Annotated in this window: 22 protein-coding genes; 4 read left to right on the top strand and 18 right to left on the bottom strand. The window is 54.3% G+C overall.

Annotated features, from left to right (window positions below; translation table 11 throughout):
• Positions 1-12: 12 nt before the first annotated feature.
• From PPRO_RS00970 to PPRO_RS00950, 5 genes are read right to left on the bottom strand one after another with little or no spacing between them, the layout of a single operon-like run.
• Positions 13-852 carry a conjugal transfer protein TraF gene (locus PPRO_RS00970; RefSeq protein WP_011734147.1) on the bottom strand — a complete coding sequence of 280 codons (840 nt, stop codon included), beginning with the start codon at positions 850-852 and terminating at the stop codon, positions 13-15.
• Complete coding sequence (locus PPRO_RS00965; RefSeq protein ID WP_011734146.1) at positions 849-2,315, bottom strand: HD domain-containing protein; 1,467 nt, start codon at positions 2,313-2,315, stop codon at positions 849-851. The genes PPRO_RS00970 and PPRO_RS00965 overlap by 4 nt, the downstream gene beginning before the upstream one ends.
• Positions 2,312-3,685 carry a type IV secretory system conjugative DNA transfer family protein gene (locus tag PPRO_RS00960; protein ID WP_011734145.1) on the bottom strand — a complete coding sequence of 458 codons (1,374 nt, stop codon included), beginning with the start codon at positions 3,683-3,685 and terminating at the stop codon, positions 2,312-2,314. Before PPRO_RS00960 ends, PPRO_RS00965 begins: the two co-directional genes overlap by 4 nt.
• Positions 3,660-4,370, bottom strand: a complete 711-nt coding sequence (locus tag PPRO_RS00955) for a hypothetical protein (protein ID WP_011734144.1) — start codon at positions 4,368-4,370, stop codon at positions 3,660-3,662. Before PPRO_RS00955 ends, PPRO_RS00960 begins: the two co-directional genes overlap by 26 nt.
• Positions 4,357-4,863, bottom strand: coding sequence for a lytic transglycosylase domain-containing protein (locus PPRO_RS00950; protein WP_011734143.1), 507 nt, complete (start codon positions 4,861-4,863; stop codon positions 4,357-4,359). The genes PPRO_RS00955 and PPRO_RS00950 overlap by 14 nt, the downstream gene beginning before the upstream one ends.
• Positions 4,864-4,973: 110 nt before the next feature.
• On the opposite strand from PPRO_RS00950, the gene lexA reads away from it, so the two are divergent.
• Genes lexA through PPRO_RS00930 form a run of 4 tightly spaced genes read left to right on the top strand, consistent with a single transcriptional unit; the run spans position 4,974 to position 7,777 of the window.
• On the top strand, positions 4,974-5,576 hold the full coding sequence (gene lexA / locus PPRO_RS00945) for a transcriptional repressor LexA (RefSeq protein WP_011734142.1): 603 nt from the start codon (positions 4,974-4,976) through the stop codon (positions 5,574-5,576).
• 3 nt (positions 5,577-5,579) lie between these two features.
• Positions 5,580-5,825: a hypothetical protein gene (locus PPRO_RS00940; RefSeq protein WP_011734141.1), complete on the top strand. Its 246-nt coding sequence runs from the start codon at positions 5,580-5,582 to the stop codon at positions 5,823-5,825.
• Entirely contained in the window at positions 5,825-7,057 is a 1,233-nt protein-coding gene (gene dinB / locus PPRO_RS00935; RefSeq protein WP_011734140.1) for a DNA polymerase IV, read from the top strand. Before PPRO_RS00940 ends, dinB begins: the two co-directional genes overlap by 1 nt.
• A gap of 3 nt (positions 7,058-7,060) precedes the next feature.
• Complete coding sequence (locus PPRO_RS00930; RefSeq protein WP_011734139.1) at positions 7,061-7,777, top strand: SOS response-associated peptidase; 717 nt, start codon at positions 7,061-7,063, stop codon at positions 7,775-7,777.
• A 134-nt stretch (positions 7,778-7,911) separates the two neighbouring features.
• Here PPRO_RS00930 and PPRO_RS00925 read toward each other — a convergent pair whose 3' ends face one another.
• From PPRO_RS00925 to xseA, 13 genes are all read right to left on the bottom strand, one after another.
• Positions 7,912-9,300: an IS4-like element ISPepr4 family transposase gene (locus tag PPRO_RS00925; protein ID WP_011734138.1), complete on the bottom strand. Its 1,389-nt coding sequence runs from the start codon at positions 9,298-9,300 to the stop codon at positions 7,912-7,914.
• Between the two features lie 90 nt (positions 9,301-9,390).
• Positions 9,391-10,164 (bottom strand): alpha/beta hydrolase, encoded by a 774-nt coding sequence (locus PPRO_RS00920; RefSeq protein ID WP_011734137.1) that lies wholly within the window; start codon positions 10,162-10,164, stop codon positions 9,391-9,393.
• Positions 10,161-12,347, bottom strand: coding sequence for an SF1B family DNA helicase RecD2 (gene recD2, locus PPRO_RS00915; RefSeq protein ID WP_011734136.1), 2,187 nt, complete (start codon positions 12,345-12,347; stop codon positions 10,161-10,163). The genes PPRO_RS00920 and recD2 overlap by 4 nt, the downstream gene beginning before the upstream one ends.
• Complete coding sequence (locus tag PPRO_RS21585; RefSeq protein WP_269634977.1) at positions 12,344-12,469, bottom strand: hypothetical protein; 126 nt, start codon at positions 12,467-12,469, stop codon at positions 12,344-12,346. The genes recD2 and PPRO_RS21585 overlap by 4 nt, the downstream gene beginning before the upstream one ends.
• Positions 12,466-12,987 carry a hypothetical protein gene (locus PPRO_RS00910; protein WP_011734135.1) on the bottom strand — a complete coding sequence of 174 codons (522 nt, stop codon included), beginning with the start codon at positions 12,985-12,987 and terminating at the stop codon, positions 12,466-12,468. Before PPRO_RS00910 ends, PPRO_RS21585 begins: the two co-directional genes overlap by 4 nt.
• Positions 12,968-13,834, bottom strand: coding sequence for a penicillin-binding transpeptidase domain-containing protein (locus PPRO_RS00905; protein WP_011734134.1), 867 nt, complete (start codon positions 13,832-13,834; stop codon positions 12,968-12,970). Before PPRO_RS00905 ends, PPRO_RS00910 begins: the two co-directional genes overlap by 20 nt.
• A 4-nt stretch (positions 13,835-13,838) precedes the next feature.
• Positions 13,839-14,114, bottom strand: a complete 276-nt coding sequence (locus PPRO_RS00900) for a cupin domain-containing protein (protein ID WP_011734133.1) — start codon at positions 14,112-14,114, stop codon at positions 13,839-13,841.
• Positions 14,115-14,167: 53 nt separating this feature from the next.
• A complete protein-coding gene (locus PPRO_RS00895; RefSeq protein WP_011734132.1) occupies positions 14,168-14,938 on the bottom strand; it encodes an SPL family radical SAM protein in 771 nt (256 codons plus the stop codon).
• A gap of 11 nt (positions 14,939-14,949) precedes the next feature.
• Positions 14,950-15,087, bottom strand: a complete 138-nt coding sequence (locus tag PPRO_RS20675; protein WP_157039901.1) for a hypothetical protein — start codon at positions 15,085-15,087, stop codon at positions 14,950-14,952.
• A gap of 129 nt (positions 15,088-15,216) precedes the next feature.
• Positions 15,217-15,456 (bottom strand): hypothetical protein, encoded by a 240-nt coding sequence (locus PPRO_RS21765; RefSeq protein WP_011734131.1) that lies wholly within the window; start codon positions 15,454-15,456, stop codon positions 15,217-15,219.
• 29 nt (positions 15,457-15,485) lie between these two features.
• Positions 15,486-15,761, bottom strand: a complete 276-nt coding sequence (locus PPRO_RS00885) for an integration host factor subunit alpha (protein WP_011734130.1) — start codon at positions 15,759-15,761, stop codon at positions 15,486-15,488.
• Between the two features lie 52 nt (positions 15,762-15,813).
• A complete protein-coding gene (xseB, locus tag PPRO_RS00880) occupies positions 15,814-16,020 on the bottom strand; it encodes an exodeoxyribonuclease VII small subunit (protein ID WP_011734129.1) in 207 nt (68 codons plus the stop codon).
• A complete protein-coding gene (gene xseA / locus PPRO_RS00875) occupies positions 16,013-17,593 on the bottom strand; it encodes an exodeoxyribonuclease VII large subunit (protein WP_011734128.1) in 1,581 nt (526 codons plus the stop codon). The genes xseB and xseA overlap by 8 nt, the downstream gene beginning before the upstream one ends.
• Position 17,594 lies beyond the last annotated feature (1 nt).

Below are 17,594 nucleotides of genomic sequence, written 5' to 3'. Positions count from 1 at the left end.
GGACAAGCAGACTCATGGCCGCTCCTTTTCCTGAAGACGGCGTTTCTTCACGTCGAAGCTGCCACCCTTCTGGAATTCGTAGAGCGAATATTCCTCCGGGGAGATGTCGCCCTTGAGGAGGCGCACGGCCCGATATGCCTTGTCCTCGATCTCATCGGCGGAAATGACGCCTGCCGAGACCGGCAGATAATCCTGGTTCCCTTTCTGGATCAGGATCAGGGTCGGCGTGATCTCAACGCTGAACTTGGCTGCAAGTCCCGGGTTCTCACTGATGTTGACCCTCTTCACGGTCCAGCCGGTCTCGTTGGTGAACCAGTCAAGGATGCGGGACTGCTCATCGCAGTAGCTGCAGTCAGGTCTCTGGAAATAGATCAGGGCAAAGTCATCCCGGTTGTCTCGCAGTATGCGCTGCCGCTCCTCATTGATCTGGGAGATCCTGGCCAGGTTGCCGGGAGTCGTGATCGGATAGTCCTTCTTGGTGGTCAACTCCGGGTACTTCTGCCAGACGAACTGGGCCACGTTGGAAAAAGCCAGCGCCTTCTTGCGGGCGATTTCCTGGACCTCGAAGTACTCCTTCACATTTTCTTCGCTCGGCTTCTGAACAGCCTTCTTCTTCAATGCCTCGGCGAACTCCTGGAACTGGTCGGGATGCATCTCCCAAACCTGCTCATAAGAATAATCCTTGAGCGATGGCGTACTCTTGGGCGGTTTCTTCTTCTTTTCCTGCTTTTCGGCCTGCTTCTCAGGTTCTTTCTGGTACCACCACCAACCCTTGGCCGAGTCGGTATAGTAGCCGGCAGAAGCGGTGGTCACGGAGAGTTGGAGAATAGAAGCCAGTATCAGTCTCCTCATTCTTTATCCTCCGCCTGCTTTGGTCTGATGTCCTTGACGATTTTTCTCAAGACAGGGGGTTTGTTGCTTTCCAGATCGGAGGTGAGCACACCGAAGGCATCGACCCGGAACGGGATCAGGAGTTTGTTGAATGACTTATCGTTATTCGACACGATGGATGCATTCGTTGTGTAGTACGAATTGGTCATGAGTTCCGTGGCAATGGCATCTCTGGAGGTACTCAGTTCCCAGACGACGGTATAGAGAAGATTACGTTTGGTTTCTTCATCAGCATCAGCCACCAAGATCATGGGATCGCCATCGCTAACTTGATGGATCACCTGCCAAAGTGCTTCTGGCTTCACATAGACAAGCCCGTTCGGAAGAGAAACCGCCAGCCACTTGACTCCGGACGAAGTTTTCTCCACCTGGTTGATCAATCCGTGGATGCCACCAAGGATCGCATCGGCATTGAACCATGCAGGAAGCTTTATCTTCTGGGGAACGTACTTTCCCGATTCTGGAGATCCGAGCGGGTGATCCCATTCCTGCGAAATGTTTTCTTTAGCGACAGGCACATCAGGTTGTGGCAGCGACTCAGCTATTGGCAGCGAACTTTCTTCAGAAGCCCTCACCTGCGCCATCTGCCCAATAAAAGCCCCCATCTCATCATTACGGGCCTCCTGGTCACACCGTTTCAAACAGGCCGTGAGCGGGTTGTTCGGAGTTATCTGGTGATGGTTGCGGATGATGCTGTCGAGCTCAGCCCTGTTCGACAGCGCAACGTATTCCGGAATGCTCGCGAGTATGAGGAGCGCTATTTGCGGATGATCTGCAGTCGAATAATACTGGCTGTGGAAAGAGGGAATTTTCCCGATGTCATGCGCCAGTGACACGATGAGGATCGTAGGTAGCATGATTCTTTCAGAGTTCTTTTCTACGAACTTGCGGGCAACCCCCAGAGAATGCCGATAGAGTGGTACGGTAGCCAATTGGGCAAGAGCTGCTGCCCCGTACGCAGAATCCGGATCTAATATCTGCTTGCCGACAGCTGCGTATTTCTTGATCCCGACAACCGATGGGCATGTCCCTTCCGCGTCAAGGATCTTAAGCAGATAGACGATCACAACCTTGCGGTTCCCATTGATAAGCGGTTCCGGTTCCACAATGTCCCTGTAGAACTCTTCAATCTCCGAATGCCGGAATGTCGGTCGTGGAAATGCGGCTTCCTCCTCCTGTTTCGGAGTGGGTTCACGCCAGAGTCGAGACAGATCAGTGAAGTGAACAACACGGCCTGTCCATACTGAAGATACCGTAGCGAGGTCGGTGCACGGCAGGTCATCATCCGGTTCCAGTTCCGAAATTGACAGTGGAACCCACGGTTCTTGCTCTACTTCAGCCGGACGCCTGGATAAAATGCGCCACAGGTTGTAAGTGACCATCAGGAAGCCGATAACGCCACAGCAGTAGAGCAGGATTATCATGCGGCCCCTCTGCTCATGGTTACGGAAGATGGCGCCGACGGGAAGACTATCTTCAACTGCGGGTCTCTGGCATCACGAGTCACCCCCTTGTACCTACCGGAGTAAGTCAGCATGTAGAATTCCCTTGGCTGCAGCCCCAGAATATCCTGCACTTTCAAAATGTCCTGTTCCACTTCACGGGTAGTGACCTGGTTGGACCCGAAAATTCCGGTCAGCACGTTGCGCACGCCGAAATGCCGTACGACGTACTCGGATGTTTCAGCATCAGAACAGCGCATGAAGATCTTGGTGTTGGTGTTGTCGAGGATCGATTTACCGTATTCCTCGCCAATGGCGGCATATATTTGGTTCACGGACTGGGCGAAGGCATGCACCATCACGTCTGCTGACCCAGCCTTCGCGAAAAGGTCCTCAATGCCCTGGTAGAACAGGCTCTGGGCCTCGTCTATGTAGATGGACAGCGGCGGGAATACTTTCTGCTTGTCAGAGAGATAGACCCTGCCGATGAAGGACTGGATCATCGACAGGAGGACTTTGCCAAGTGTTGTGGCTGCCTCCCTGGTAATCATGGTACCGGTGTGCACGACCATGATTACCCCTTTCTTTCGTTCAAGTCGGCTGATGAAACGGTTGCTGTCGGCCTGGCCGATAATCTTGCCGATGTTGCCGGAGGAAAGCTCCATCAAGCAGGTGCGTAATGTTGAAGACACCTTCGAGTAATACTCTTGGGGAGATTCAAGGATATCCTGGATCATGCCGGCGTTTAGCAGCGCCTCGGGTCTCTTGATTTCCTGCAGTAGCCCCATTGTGCTGCTCAATGATGAGCGGCGTATGCTTTGTCTGATAGCATCCATGTTTTGCCTGGGAAGACGTTTTTCCCAATCGGCGATGATGATGTTGGCCGAGATGATGGCAGTAGTGATTTCCTTTGCAATGTTGCGGTAGAATGGCTCACGTCCGCCCTGGATGCCTGAAACAATATGCCCGACGAGTTCGTCCGGCATGAAGTAATAGGCCATAGGATCGATGACTGCTGAGTATTCAGGGAAAATCGGCGTTACCAGCATCAAATCCTTGAGTCTCTCTGCCTTACGGGCGACCTCGAAAATCTTGGTGAAGATCTGCTGGTCACCTTTGGGGTCGAAGTAGACCACGCTGTTGCCTTTCATGATGTCCTGCTCAATAAGGTTCTCGCAGAGTCGCGTTTTGCCGACCCCTGTAGTGCCAAATACGAACATGTGCCGTTTTCGGTATTCATCAGGGATCGAAATCGGAACTATCCGTGTCGGTCTCTCCATCTGGACTCCGGTGCCGATGGAGGTCATGAATTCCGGGTTGGTGGTTTTATGGGGCGATGAGGACTTGAACATGTTCCCTCAACTCCTTTCCGACTGTATTAATCGATGTTTTTGGTATCCGAACCGGGGTAACAACTTCACTGAACCCTCCGGCGATACGCCGTCGGCATTTGATCCCGGTAATGCCGGTCAAGTCCTGAAGCAGTAAAGCCGGCAAGGCACGGGATGTCCGGTTAAGAATAAGTCGAACCTTTGCGATGTCGCCGCCCACCATGACGGGACGCACGCTTGTCACCAGGAAGCTGCGCTGCTCACCTATGCGATAGCGGGAACGTTCATGCGGCGGCTGATAGCGTAACGGGCATTCCCCGAACAGGATCAGCGGCTTAAGTAAGTCGTCAATTTCCAGGGTTACGTGCAATGTCCCTCGGGAGCCGATACGCCCTACGGACCCACAAAAAACCCTCCCCTGAAGTTCCTGCAGTTTTTTTGCTTCCAGCAGGATCTGGCGTGTTTGCAGTTCCGCTTCGACACTGTGGATGATATGCCTGCGGAGCTTCTTGGGAATGTCCTTCAACTGCATTTCGACCGGGTGTCCCAGTTTGGGATAGGCAATGATTTCCAGTTCACCTTCTGCCCGGACTGTAACCGTCCTTTTAAAAGCTGCCATCAGTGTCCTTGCCACAGCGCATTCAACAGCATCGACTATCTCGTCCTCCGGCAATCCGTATTTGTGGAGAAGATCAGCGGACAGCATTGCCGAACACCTCATCCCATGGTGATTCGATCCTGGGTGTGCTGTTGGCGGCAACGATCGTCATTGCCTGCGGCCTGGCGTACCCCACAAGAACCCGATAGACCTTGCCGGCATAACGGTCACCTTTCGACGGAGTACGCGAGTTGTAACAACCGACAGCTCGCCAGGTGTAACCATAGTCCTGGATGCACTGGGCCAGGACCCAGGCTCCCACTTTCACGTTCGTGCATGGCTCGCCCAAATCATTCCAGGTCTTGCCAAGTCGCTTGGCCCAACTCGAATTGATTTGCATGAGGCCGTAATCGTAGGTGCCGTTGCTGTTCCGGTTAATTGCCCCGGGATTGAAGTTGCTTTCCGTCTTGGCAATGCTCCAGAGCAGTTGGGGTGAGATGCCGTAGAGGCTTCCGGCTTCCTCGAAGCAGAAGGCACCAGCATGCACCGGCAGACAGGCAAGACTGATGATGAACAGGCAGATTCCCGGTAATCGGCGCATTCAATTCCTCCTGACTGATAATCTTGCAGGGGGGAAGGTGCAGCGTCTTGACAAGAAGGTGTGGGCAAGGGTATATAGTGTTCATATGGACACTATGTGGAGGCGCAACTGTGATCCCCCTTACTGACCGACAGCAAAAGGTTCTGGATTTCATCACCAGCTTTATTAAAACCAATAGTTTCCCACCCACTTGGCGGGACATTGCGGCGCATCTGGGGATTACCAGCACCTTCGGAGTGAATCGGCATCTTGATGCCCTGGAGAAGAAGGGGTGGATAAAGCGAGCGGGTACTTCACGGAGGATTGTATTGACCTCACAGGAGGTGCGGTCGATATCGCTGCCGATTGTCGGAACGGTACGGGCCGGGCACCTTCAACCTGCTGTCGAGGACATCCAAGGGTTCTTTGCCGTGGATCAGGAACAGGTGAAGGGGGATGGCTGCTTTCTATTGCGGGTCAAGGGTGACTCGATGATCGGCGCCGGGATCTTTGATGGGGACCTGGCTTTGGTACGCCCCCAGCCAGTGGCTGATAATCGTGATACTGTGGTCGTCATGGTGGATGGCGAGGCGACCCTGAAATGGTTCCATCGCGAGCAGAATCGTATCCGCCTGCAACCGGCCAACCCAAATATGGCTCCGATATTTGTTGGTCCGGATAAAGACGTGTCGATCGTCGGCAAGGTAATTGGCATCTATCGACAGTTGGAGTAAGACGTGGAGCGGATCAAGGAACAGATACGGATCGCCACGATCTTTACCCCAGGCCGACAGATCAGGCCGGTCTGGTTCGACTGGCACAACCGGAAGCACACCATCCTGGAGACAACGTACCACTGGAAGGAGCAAGTTGGTGCAGCCACACTCCTGCATTTCGCCGTGACTGACGGGGATGCTCTCTATGACCTGGTCTACAATACGTTGGACCAGAGCTGGCTCCTGAACGGCATCGAGGTGACGTGATGGGCAGCCGGGTTGTCATGCATCTCGACATGAACAGTTTTTTCGCCTCCGTCGAGCAGTCCGCCAACCCTGACCTCAAGGGGAAGCCGGTTGTTGTCACCGGTTCACAGCAGAGAACCGTGATCCTCACCGCCTCCTACGAGGCCCGGAAATTCGGGATCAAGACCGGCATGATGCTGCACGAGGCCAGAAGGCTGTGCCGTGACGTCATCATGGTACCGGCGGATAACCGGAAATATATCCATACATCAGCACAGATCATGAAAATGATGCTGGACTACACCCCTCTGGTCGAGGTTTTTTCGATTGACGAGGCGTTCATGGATGTCACCCATTCCATGTCGCTGTTCACTAGCGCCGAGAATATCGCCTATCTTCTCAAGGCCCGCATCCGGCACCAATTTGATATTACCTGTTCCATCGGCATTGCCCCGAATAAACTCCTCGCGAAACTTGCTTCGGAAATGAAAAAACCAGACGGTTTGACAGTTATCGCACCGGAAAACGTCAGCCGGGTGCTGGAGACCATGCCGATCAAGGAGCTTTGCGGCATCGGTAAGAAGATGGAGCGGCATCTCAACATGATGGGAATCTATACGTGTGGTGAGTTGGGGCGTTGTGATGAAGGGCGTCTGACCAGGAAATTCGGCATTGTCGGCAGCCGGCTGAAGCAGATGGGGCTTGGCATCGACAACTCACCGGTCATACCGGCTGAAGACGCCGATGCGGTGAAGTCGGTTGGGCATTCCATGACACTTAAAAAGGATATCAGCAGTCGGAGCGAGATTCTGCGATATCTGTTGCAGCTCTCGGAGATGGTAGGGAGGCGGGCCCGCCGCTACGGAGTGGCAGGGAAAACGGTCCACCTGACCATCCGCTACGCTGACTTCAGTACCTTCGGCAAGCAGGGCACCCTGTCTCAGCACGTCAACCAGAGCGATGAGATCTACCAGGGCGTCGTGAAGATCCTGGATAGCATCGAACTGGAACAGCCTGTACGCCTGCTGGGGGTAAGGATCACCAACCTCTGTTACCAGCGCGAACAGTTGCCCCTTTTCGAAGACGAGCGCCGGAAGGCTTTTATGGTCAACGCCATGGATACGGTCAATGACAAGTTCGGCGATTTTACCGTGACGTTCGGAAGTCTTTTGGGCAACAATGATGAGAAGGGTTCACACGTAATCTCGCCGGCTTGGAAGCCGGAGGGAATCAGGAACGTGCAAGTGAGGTAAGCCATGTGCGGTCGTCTGGTCATTGATCTGTCACCGGAAATGATCACTGAGATTTACGGGATCATCAGGGACATCGAGCGCGAACTAAATCCGAGATATAACGTTACTCCATCCCAGACCATACCAATTGTCAAAGTTGATGCGGATGGTGGCCGGGAGCTTGCTTTCGTCAGATGGGGACTCATTCCGTCCTGGGCGAAAGATATCGCGATCGGCAATAGCCTGATCAATGCCCGGTCGGAGACCGCCGCGGAAAAACCGTCATTCAGGTCTGCTTTCAAGCGTCGGCGCTGCATCATTCCGACGGGAGGGTTTTATGAATGGCAGCGGCAGGATGGGAAACGAAAACAGCCATGGTATTTCCGGATGGCTGATGGAAGTCCGGTGTCGATTGCGGGGTTATGGGAGCATTGGCAGGGGAGCGATGGACAGGTTATCGAGTCCTGTTCCATCCTGACAACCAGCGCCAATGAACTGATGGCACCAATCCATGAGAGGATGCCGGTGATTCTCAGTCATGAGTGTCAAGCGGCCTGGCTCAATCCGAAGCTTACAGATGTTGCAGTACTGCAGGAGTTTTGCCGGCCTTGCTCTTCAGAACTACTGAGTGCGTATCCTGTTTCGTCACTGGTAAACAGTCCGAAAAACGATTCTGCTGAATGTATCGTCCCCGTCAGAATCCTTGGCAGTTCCAAAGGGCAGATAACCGATTGCAGATGACTTCGATCAGCTGCCTGACGAAATTATCGACGAATTTTACAAGTAGCGCAAAAAAAGTTCATGGCTGTACCTTATCAATAAACTCAACTTTCGCAGCAGGCTATTTGTTAGTAACCGCCTGAGATGCTGTCGGTTTACTGGGTTGCCAAGGCAGAAAGTAACATCCTTGCCTTAAAAGGCAATGGCAGTTGTGCAACAAACTGCTCAACCAGTTGCAGCATCAGTTCCTTGGTAAATCCAGCAAGTTTGTTCAGTGACTGTTCAAGCAACTTCAGTAGTAATGCCAGCGCTTCGACGAAGCTCGTTTGCCTGAGTTCATCGCAGGTGGCATGGAACAGGTTTCCGAGGGTTCGCGGGTCGGCATTCGTTCTTCTGGCGAGTTCCAGCATGATGTAGCGGCAGAACACCACCGTCGTATGGGCAACCAAGGCATCGAAGGAGCGGCCCTGACACTCTTTTGCCAGATTCAGAAACGACTTGCTCATCTTGAAGAACACCTCGATATCCCAGCGCCGCCCGTAGAGCTTGATGATCTCTTCGTCCGCCAACGTGGTGTCGGTTGAAAGAAGTGCAAGCCAGCTCTTTTTGCTTCTGTCTCGTACGAACACGATCTTTGCCGCAACAGGATTGCCCTTGTCATCCTCGCCAATGGTCACCATGACAGAAGCCAGGACCTTGGCCCGTCCCGGCCGCTTGCGGACCCATTTAAACAATTCCTTCAGGGGCATGCCATCTCCCTGGAAGGTATAGCGGGTTTTCGAGTCCTTGAGCATGCAGATGGTGTGCATTCCCAAAGCATGGATACGCCTGATGGTGACGGGAAAGGCAAACCAACTGTCAAACAGCAGATAGCGCGCCTTGGAGCCGGCGGCCATGGCCACCTTTACCAGTTCCACCAGCACATCCGGAGATTTATTCACGCTTTCCTGCCGGCGCTTGTAGCCATTGGTGCGCTTGTCGAGGTCAGTGCGCATTGCGGCAAGGCGGTTCTTTTCCTTCGAGGAGCTCAGCATGGAGAAGAGCATGGGCACGAAACTGTTGCCATCCGACCACCCCAGGGTGAGCATTCTGAAGCCCCGGTGATATCTCTTGGTGTTGTGGTCATGGACCCGGGCCAAAAGCTCCACGCATTTGCTGCGATCACGGAGATACAGGGTGTCGTCGGCAATCAGTACCTTGGTGGTGGCATCGTCCGTCAACGGTAAAAGTTTCTGGAGTATGACTCTGGTGCTGAGCAGAAACAGAAACTTGCGCCAGTTGGAAGAGATGCAGTTCAAAAAACGATAGACAACGTCTTTACTGATGCCTGGCGGTATGTCAGGAGTATCAGGCGTGTTCAACAAGCGAAACAGGTTCTTTCCGGTAAAGGCCATTGTCAGCAAAAACTGGAACAGAATGTCCAGAGAAACGCCCTTATCTTTTCTGACGTTGCTTTGTCGAAGAAGTTCGCCAAGTTTATGATTGTGAAAGAACAGGTTTATCTGGTTCTCAACTGTTGCGATCTCTGGTAAAATCCGGTTCATAGCGTCGCCTTTCTGCGTTATTGGATTTGCTGGGGAGCAAAGCCATATTAATACAGATTGCGACGCTATTCTATTTATAATTACAGCAGGTTACGCTTTTATGCCAACTGCGAAAGTTGAGTCAATAAACCTCTTCACCGCCCTGACATAAGCATTCTCGTTGGCTGCCATGATGGTGTTGTGATCCCCCCGCTCAAAGATCAGCAACTCCTTCGGATCGTTCGCCCATTCGTAAAGATTCTCAGCATGGGAGACGGACACAAGATCGTCGTCCCGGCTGTGCAGGATCAGTACCCTCCCTTTGAACAACGAAATTTTTAGTTTCTGGTTCAGGTGCCGTGCTACGGCCTCCCTGAGAGAGTCCATGGTTGCGCCGACGTGGTGAGGTTCAACGCGGACAAGGATTCTCTCCAACGGGTCTGCCAGTCCGCTTTCGACGATCAGTCCGGCAGCCTGTGGGTAGAGGGCAGCAGCGTGGACCGCATAGAGTGATCCTAGGGAACGCCCGAAGAAAATAATCTTCTCAGGCTGTGAGCCGCTTGCCTCCACAATAAGCCGAACATCCTCCAACATGGTGGCCAAGCCCGGTTCCCCGTCTGACATGCCGTACCCGCGGAATTCGGCCAGGAGCAGATTGGCCCCCAGAGACACGATCCGCTCCTCAAAGTCACCGAGGTAATCGGCAACCGTTTCGCCATTGCCGTGGAAGTGAATGATGGTCGGAAGGTCATGGGAGGCATGCCGATAACGGCACCCTAGGCGGAAGCCGTCCCCTTGGATGAAAAAAGGCTCGTCAAAATGGTTCGGCCAGGGATAGAAGTATCGGGCCGACAGAGCCGGATGGTCGAGAATCGGGTCTTTCATGTGTGTTGAAGCCTCGCCGTCAAGTTGGTCAGTCTCCGGTTGGAGTTGGTATTTCTCACCGCCATGCCTAAAGCCTTCGGCTGGCCGATGATCGTCACCAGTTTCTTCCCCCGGGTGACAGCGGTGTAGACCAGATTCCGCTCCAGCAGCATATAGTGCTGCATCGCCAACGGGATTACCACTGCCGGGTACTCCGAACCCTGGCTCTTGTGGATGCTGGTGGCGTAGGCAAGCGACACCTCGTCAAGTTCCCCAAATTCGTACTCCACAATCCTGCCGTCATAATCGGCTTTGAGGGAGCTCTCTTCGGTGTCGATTTCAAGAATCTGCCCGATATCCCCATTGAAGACTTCCTTGTCGTAGTTGTTCACCGTCTGGATGATCTTGTCGCCCGGCGAGAAGGTAGTGCCGAAACGGGTCACCCGTGGTTCGCTGTTGGCGTTCAACATCTTCTGCAGTTCGGCGTTCAGGGAATGGGTGCCCAGTCCTCCCCGGTTCATGGGGGTGAGCACTTGGACGTCCTTGACCGGATGGAGGCCGAAGCGTTTCGGGATTCGCTCGGTAACCACCTGCATCAGTTTGGCGTGAATCTCCTCCGGGGTATCCGCCGGGACGAAGTAGAAGTCGGAAAGCTCGTCCTTCTCATTTTTCAACGGCAACTCCCCTTTGTTGATCCGGTGAGCGTTGACGATGATCCGGGAGGTGGCTGCCTGGCGGAAGATTTCGGTCAACCGGACGGTGGGAACCGCTCTGGATTCAATGATGTCAGACAGCACAGCACCGGGGCCGACCGATGGCAGCTGGTCCACGTCGCCGACGATCATCAGAGCTGCATTGTCGGGGATTGCCGCCAGCAGCTTGTTCATCAGGACCACATCTACCATGGATGACTCGTCGATGACGATGAGGTCGGCTTCAAGAGGGTTGTCTCGCCCGCGTTTGAAGCCGAAGCTCTGCGGATCGAACTCCAGGAGGCGATGGATGGTCTTGGCCTCCTGTCCGGTGGTCTCGGTCAATCGCTTGGCTGCACGTCCGGTCGGGGCGGCCAGCAGGATATGGAGCTGTTTGACCGCGAGGATTTTGAGGATGCTGTTGACAAGGGTCGTCTTGCCGGTGCCCGGTCCGCCGGTGATGACGAGCGCCTTGCTGGCCAGAGCAAGTCGTACAGCGTCCTTCTGCGACTGGGAAAGCGTCAGGCCCGTTTTTTCCTCCACCCAAGGGAGCGCCTTCTCCGCATCGATTGTACCCCACGGCGGTGCACCATCCAGAATCCGTCTGATGCTGTTCGCCACTCCCAGTTCGGCCCTGTGGAGTGGAGTCAGGAACAGACAGGAGATACCATCGATCTCTTCCGGTACCAGATTTTCCTGGGTGATTTCCTCCCGGACGGCTTCTTCCAGGATCGCTTCGTTAATCTCCAGAAGCTTGACCGACTCCGTGATGAGCTTGTCGTGGGGGGCGGCGCAGTGACCGTCGCTGGACAATTCCTGCAGCACATGGCGCACCCCGGCCTGGGCCCGGATCAGCGAGTCGGGGGCGATGCCAAGTTTGCCGGCAATGACGTCGGCGGTCTTGAAGCCGATGCCGTGGATGTCGAGTGCCAATCGGTAGGGGTTTTCGGAGACCTTGACGATCGCCTCGTCACCGTAGGTCTTGTAGATCCTCACTGCCCGTCCGGTGCCGACGCCGTGCGATTGGAGGAATACCATGATCTCCCGGATTGCCTTCTGCTCGGCCCAGGCGGCGGTGACTTTGTCGGTCCGCTTCCTGCCGATGCCGGGGAGTGCCAGCAGCCGCTCCGGTGTCTCCTCAATGACGGTAAAGACTTCGATGCCGAAGGCCTTCACCAGAATCTTGGCGAAATGGGGGCCGATCCCCTTGACCATTCCTGAGCCGAGGTACTTCTCAATCCCTTCCAGGGTGCTCGGCGGAACCGTCTTCAGATTGATGGTCTTGAACTGTAGACCGTGGGTTTTGTCATTGTGCCAGCTCCCCACGCACTCGACGAATTCGCCGGCAGTGATGGCGGCGGCGCTGCCGATGACTGTGACCAAGTCGCGCTTCCCCTTGACCTTGACTCGAAGGACACAGAAACCCGACTCCTCGCTGTGGAAGGTTACCCGTTCGACGGAACCTGAGAGACGCTCCACCGGGATGTCGGTTGTGTTCGGCTTCCCGTTCATTTTTTCACGACCTTGCCTACCGGGGCAATAAAGATGGTGAGCTCTTCATTGCCGTCAACGGCTACCATTTCATCCGCCAGGCTCTGTGCTGTCTTGATCGTCTCATTGTCCAGAGGAGTCATCGGTGCAGTTCCTTGGGAAATTCATCCAGCCATCTGAGGTGCAACAGGCCCCAAAGTCCGATCATGATCGCCTCAGCAGCATCGTGCCGCAATGATGTCGGACGGGAGGCATCGGCCCACTCAATGACCTTTCTGGCAAAATCACCGGCATGCCTCTTGGCGTCAATCCCGGTGCGCTGCTCCCGAGCATACAGGAAGGTCTGTCGCCATTCCTCGGCGCCGATGCGAATCGTTGTGATACCGCGACGGTCAGCTTCCTTTTCCCAGACTTTAGCCAGATTGCCGCCACCCTCAATGACCAGCGCAGCCAGATCCGGGATGGTGTCCAACAAACCAGGTACGCCACGCTTGAGCCGCTCCACACTGCCGAAGTTATGGGAACGGTACCAGGCCAGCCTGCCGTCCCGAGTGAACAGGGCAAGGCCGGTTTTCAGCCCAAGGTCTACGGCGAGGAGGGAGCCCGGTCCGGGACCGGCACTGCCATGCGATGCCGCTTGGTCACTTCCCGAAATAACCATTTAGGATGCTCAGGGCGATACCTTTCGAGATCTGCCCGCCGAAAGCCTTTGATGCCGGATCAGGCCGTTTGTCGCTGATATTCGACACGAAGACATACTGCTCCGGGCCATGGTCGATGAACCCGACATACCAGCCGTCGCGTAACTTGCCCGCGTTGTTGCCGGCGTCACTGCGTCCCTGCCAGCCGCTGCCGGTCTTGGCGTAGTAGCCAGCACCATTTTCCAGCTTGCCCTGATAGAGGTGCCGTTTGGTGAAATCGACTGCCGCTGGCTTCACGGGCAGCTGGTAGCTGATTATCTTCTTCAGGAACTCAAGCTGTTCCACAGCGGAAATTTTCAGACTGCTGCTGAGCCAGGCGTGGGTCAGGCCGTTGTTCTTGCCGGGGTCTCCGGAAAAGTCCTGGTTGCCGTACGAAAACACAGCAAGGTATCGGCTGATCATCTCCCTGCCGATTCTCGGTGTGAGCTGCTGCGATACCCACACGACGGAATATTTCTGCCATGACGCCGGGGTCTGATCCCTGTTCCAGTCCGGAAAGTCCTGATTAACCTTGCCGTCCCAGGTGAACACGGTGCTTTCGGTGATGAGCCCCTGATCGAAAGCCATGACGGCCAGCGGGATCTTGAAGGTCGAATTGACGGGGATACGCTGACTGCAGCGGTTGTCAGGGTTGTATTCCAGGACCAGCTTTTCCGTGCTCTGGTTGTAGAGCATGAAGCAGCCGTCATAACCGGTGAAGAGCTTCGTCAGTGACTTTTGGTCAATATCGCCGGCATGGGCCATGCCGGCCCACATCACGAGAATTGACAACATCGCCCCGATATGGATACGGATTGTCGCGACCATGACGTCAGTCGAACTGGTAGTGCTTGTGAACGGCCTTGAGGACATTCCAGCGGCAGGACATCCCGGCGGGGAACGCCACGAGGTCGCCGGCCTTGATGGTCACGGGTGTGCCGCCGTCAGGTGTGACGATGACCTCGCCTTCAAGGAGGTAGCAGGTCTCCCGGGCATCGTAATTCCAAGGGAATTCGGAGACCTCACACTCCCAGGTCGGCCAGGATTTGACGCCCAGTTTGTCAAGTTTGGTAGTATCTGGTGCACGTTCGACAGATATTTCATCCATGAAAGTTCCTTTCACACATTCATTGTTATTATGATCAAGGACCTCATCGTTTGCTATACGATGGTGCACTCAATCCCCCGGCGGTCACTCTCGGCTTTGATCCTCTGGCTCGCCCAGGTGAAATAGGCTTCAGTGTGTTTGTCTTCCAGCCGACAACTCCGGTAAATGGCGTCGGCGTAGTGATAATTCATGCGATCAACCAAGATATAATCAACACTCCCGTCAAACAACGCCACCAGGCTTTCCGCTCCGGGGAGGAGAGGAGCGATCATCGCGTACGTTCTGATCCCTTGACGGTGTAGCTCTGCCAGCGCGTTCAATCGCTCCGCTATCGACGGGGCATGGGGCTCGAACAGTTTTCTGATGTTATCATCTGCGGTCGTGACAGAAAACCCTACTTCAATTCCCTTCACTACCTTAAAAATATCGATATCTCTGAGCACCAATGGTGATCGGGTCTGAACGACCACCGGCCAGTCATAGTCAGCCAGGATCTGCAGGCAGCGCCTAGTCAATCTGTATTCCGCCTCCAACGGCTGATACGGGTCGCACACGCCGCTGATCCATACGGAATCCTTCTTTTTCTTGCCGATTTCCTTTTGTAGCAACTCGGCGGCATTTATTTTGACATCGACGAAGGTGCCCCATGGCTCCTTATGCCCGGTGAACTTTTTCATATAGCGGGCATAACAGTACGAGCAAGCATGTTGGCAGCCGACGTACGGATTGATCACATAGGAATATATCTTGGATACGGAGAGGATGCTCTTTGCCTGGATCTCGCGCACAACCAAGGAAGAAATCGTATCATGTTGTGACGGCATTCGCTCCTCCATCAAGCTACGCGGCGGATGCATTCTTCGCTGTCGTGCGCCAGGCTGTTGGCGAGTTTTGAGACCTGCCATGCCTGCATGAGTTCCGCCGGCAAAGGCTGGTACAGCCGTTCAAAGTAGTGCGGGTCGTTGATGGTCATATCAAGCCAATGGGTGAATGCGCAGTACCTTGTATTCCCCCGTCGCATTGAGTCCGATTATTGCGCTCTCCGCTTCAATCGGTCCATCGGTATGTCTTTGGCTATCTTATTCAACTCATTCCTCTTTCATCAAAACTTTGCCAGAGCGAATACGGCATAGGCAATGACGGCAATAAAGACCGCCATCGGGACCATGCATCCTACCGATGTGCGATTATAGACTCTGTTATAGGCAGTCTTCTTGGGATTGGTAAGCCATCCCCAACCTCTCGGCGCCTTGAGCCCCAGAGAATGCCGGACGTGTCTTTTCAATGATGTCCGTGCTGCAATTCGTTTCGTCAGAGACGGAGTGCGAATTCCAAATTTCATAAGGCAACATCCTCGTCGACCGGCACCTGTTACTTGTTGATTACATCGCGCAGCACGGTGCTTGGCTTGAACGACAATACACGTCGTGCCTCGATCGTGATCGTTTCGCCCGTCTGCGGGTTCCGACCCCGCCGAGCGTTTTTCTGTTTCACCACGAAACTGCCAAAACCAGAAATTTTCAGTGTCTCCCCGGTTTCGAGAGTCGATTTCATGATAGAAAAGACCGTCTCCATCATTTCTGCCGACTCCTTCTGAGTCATGCCCGTGCCGGCATGGATTCTTTCAACAATATCTGCTTTGGTCATTTCATCGCCCTCAGAGGTATTATAGGTTCCCAATATAGCGCAAGTGCACAACTCAGACGTTATCCAGTTCCTTAAAGGCATCAAGCACTTCAGTTTCGACCTGTTTAAGCTTTTTATCGAGTTCCTTGATCAGTCGAGCCCCTTCCTTGACGTCTTCAGCAAGTTTGTCGATGGGGGTCTCTGAGTTGTCGAGCCTAGTCAGGATCTCGTCCAGTTTTTCAACTTTCTGCTCATAAGTAAGCTCTGTTGTGTCACTCATGATGTTTCTCCTTTGCGATAACCTCGCTGATGAGCGAACCATCAGTCAAGCGGGTAGTCATTATTTCTTTCTCTGTGACATCGTTGATTGACCTGATCAGCGCGCCGTTTCGACCATACACTAGGGCAAAACCGCGTTGCAGGACAGTCTGCGGATCAATGGCTTTCAGGATTGCCATCTTGTCGTTCAGGCTGTTGCGGGCCGTCCCGAACCGCAGGAGAATTCTCTCTTCCTTGAGTCGACCCTTCAGGTTAGCGAGTGTCATCGACTTAATCCTGAATGTGGAGAGGAACCGGGTCTTCAGTTGCTGCCGGACTTTCATGATGCTGTCCCGCTCAACGAGCAGTCGGCGCAGAAAGCGTTCCTTCACAAAGCGTTGCTTCAACACGGACAGGGTGTCTCCTGACCGGGAAATCCGGGAATATGTCCGTGATCTGAGTTCCTGTCGTTTTGCTGCCAGTCGCTCCGCAAGGTTTTGGATCATGGCCATAGGTAGAGAGCGCAATCTCTCCGTGCGCCTCCCAATAACGACCTGCTCGGTCGAAAGCCGCTCTTGAACCTTCAGTCGTAATTCCTTGGCCTGCTCCCGCAGAAATGATGCGGTGACATCCAGGAGCTTCCTCGACCCCTGCCGGATGCCGGTCATCGCCCTCGTCAGATAATCACGGTCGAGTTTTAGTCGGTAGGTCCACACGGTTTGCAAGGTGTTCGTTGCTTCGTCCAGTTGGCGGCGCATTTGTATGAAGCGGGCCACCAATTCCTCTGCCGCAGCGGTAGGGGTTTTGAAAGAGCGGTTGGCGACATAGTCGAGGACGCTGGTGTCGATCTCATGCCCGATGCCAGTCCAGACCGGCTTGCCAAATCCGGCGATCCTGCGGGCGATGGCTTCGTTGTCAAGGAAGTAGAGGTCGGTTTTGCTTCCTCCGCCCCGGACGATGGAGACGAGATCAACTTCGAGTCTGGCGAGGGCGTCCAGTGCCCGCATGACCGACTTCTCCGTCTGATCTCCTTGCATCATGGCGTCGGCCACGAAGACCTTGAAGCCGTAACCCGATGCCGTGAGGGTCTGGATGAAGTCATTGTACGCCGCACTGCCGGCACTGGTGATCAGGCCGAGACGCAGTGGCAGGAGCGGCACGGAGAGTTCCTTGTTCGTCTCGAACATCCCCTCCTTCTGGAGACGTTCGATGATGTCCCGTTTTTTTAACTCCATCTCACCCAGGGCGATGGACGGGTCAGCATCGATGACCCGAAGTGACAGGCCGTACTGTGGGCTGAACTGGAGGGAACAGAGGAAGCCGACCACAGTCCCGTTGGAGAGTACAAGATCCATGTTCTTGGCCTTGAATGCCCTCCTGATGGTGGCAAGCTCGCTTTGCCATATGGTGCAGGCTATCTTTGCGACGATTTTCCCGCCGGCATTCGTTTCAACCAGATCACAGTAAAAAGCTCCTCCTCGTTCCCGGCCAGTGGATATCTCGGCCTTGACCCAGAACTGCTTGCTGATGGCAGGTTCCAGCAGTTCATTGATCCGCTTTGTGATAGCGGAGAGGGGGAAGAAACGTTTCTCCATT

Source organism: Pelobacter propionicus DSM 2379, assembly GCF_000015045.1.
Lineage (GTDB): Bacteria > Desulfobacterota > Desulfuromonadia > Geobacterales > Pseudopelobacteraceae > Pseudopelobacter > Pseudopelobacter propionicus.
The sequence above is the reverse complement of the archived record's forward strand: the minus strand, read 5'-3'. Positions and strand labels throughout refer to the sequence as shown.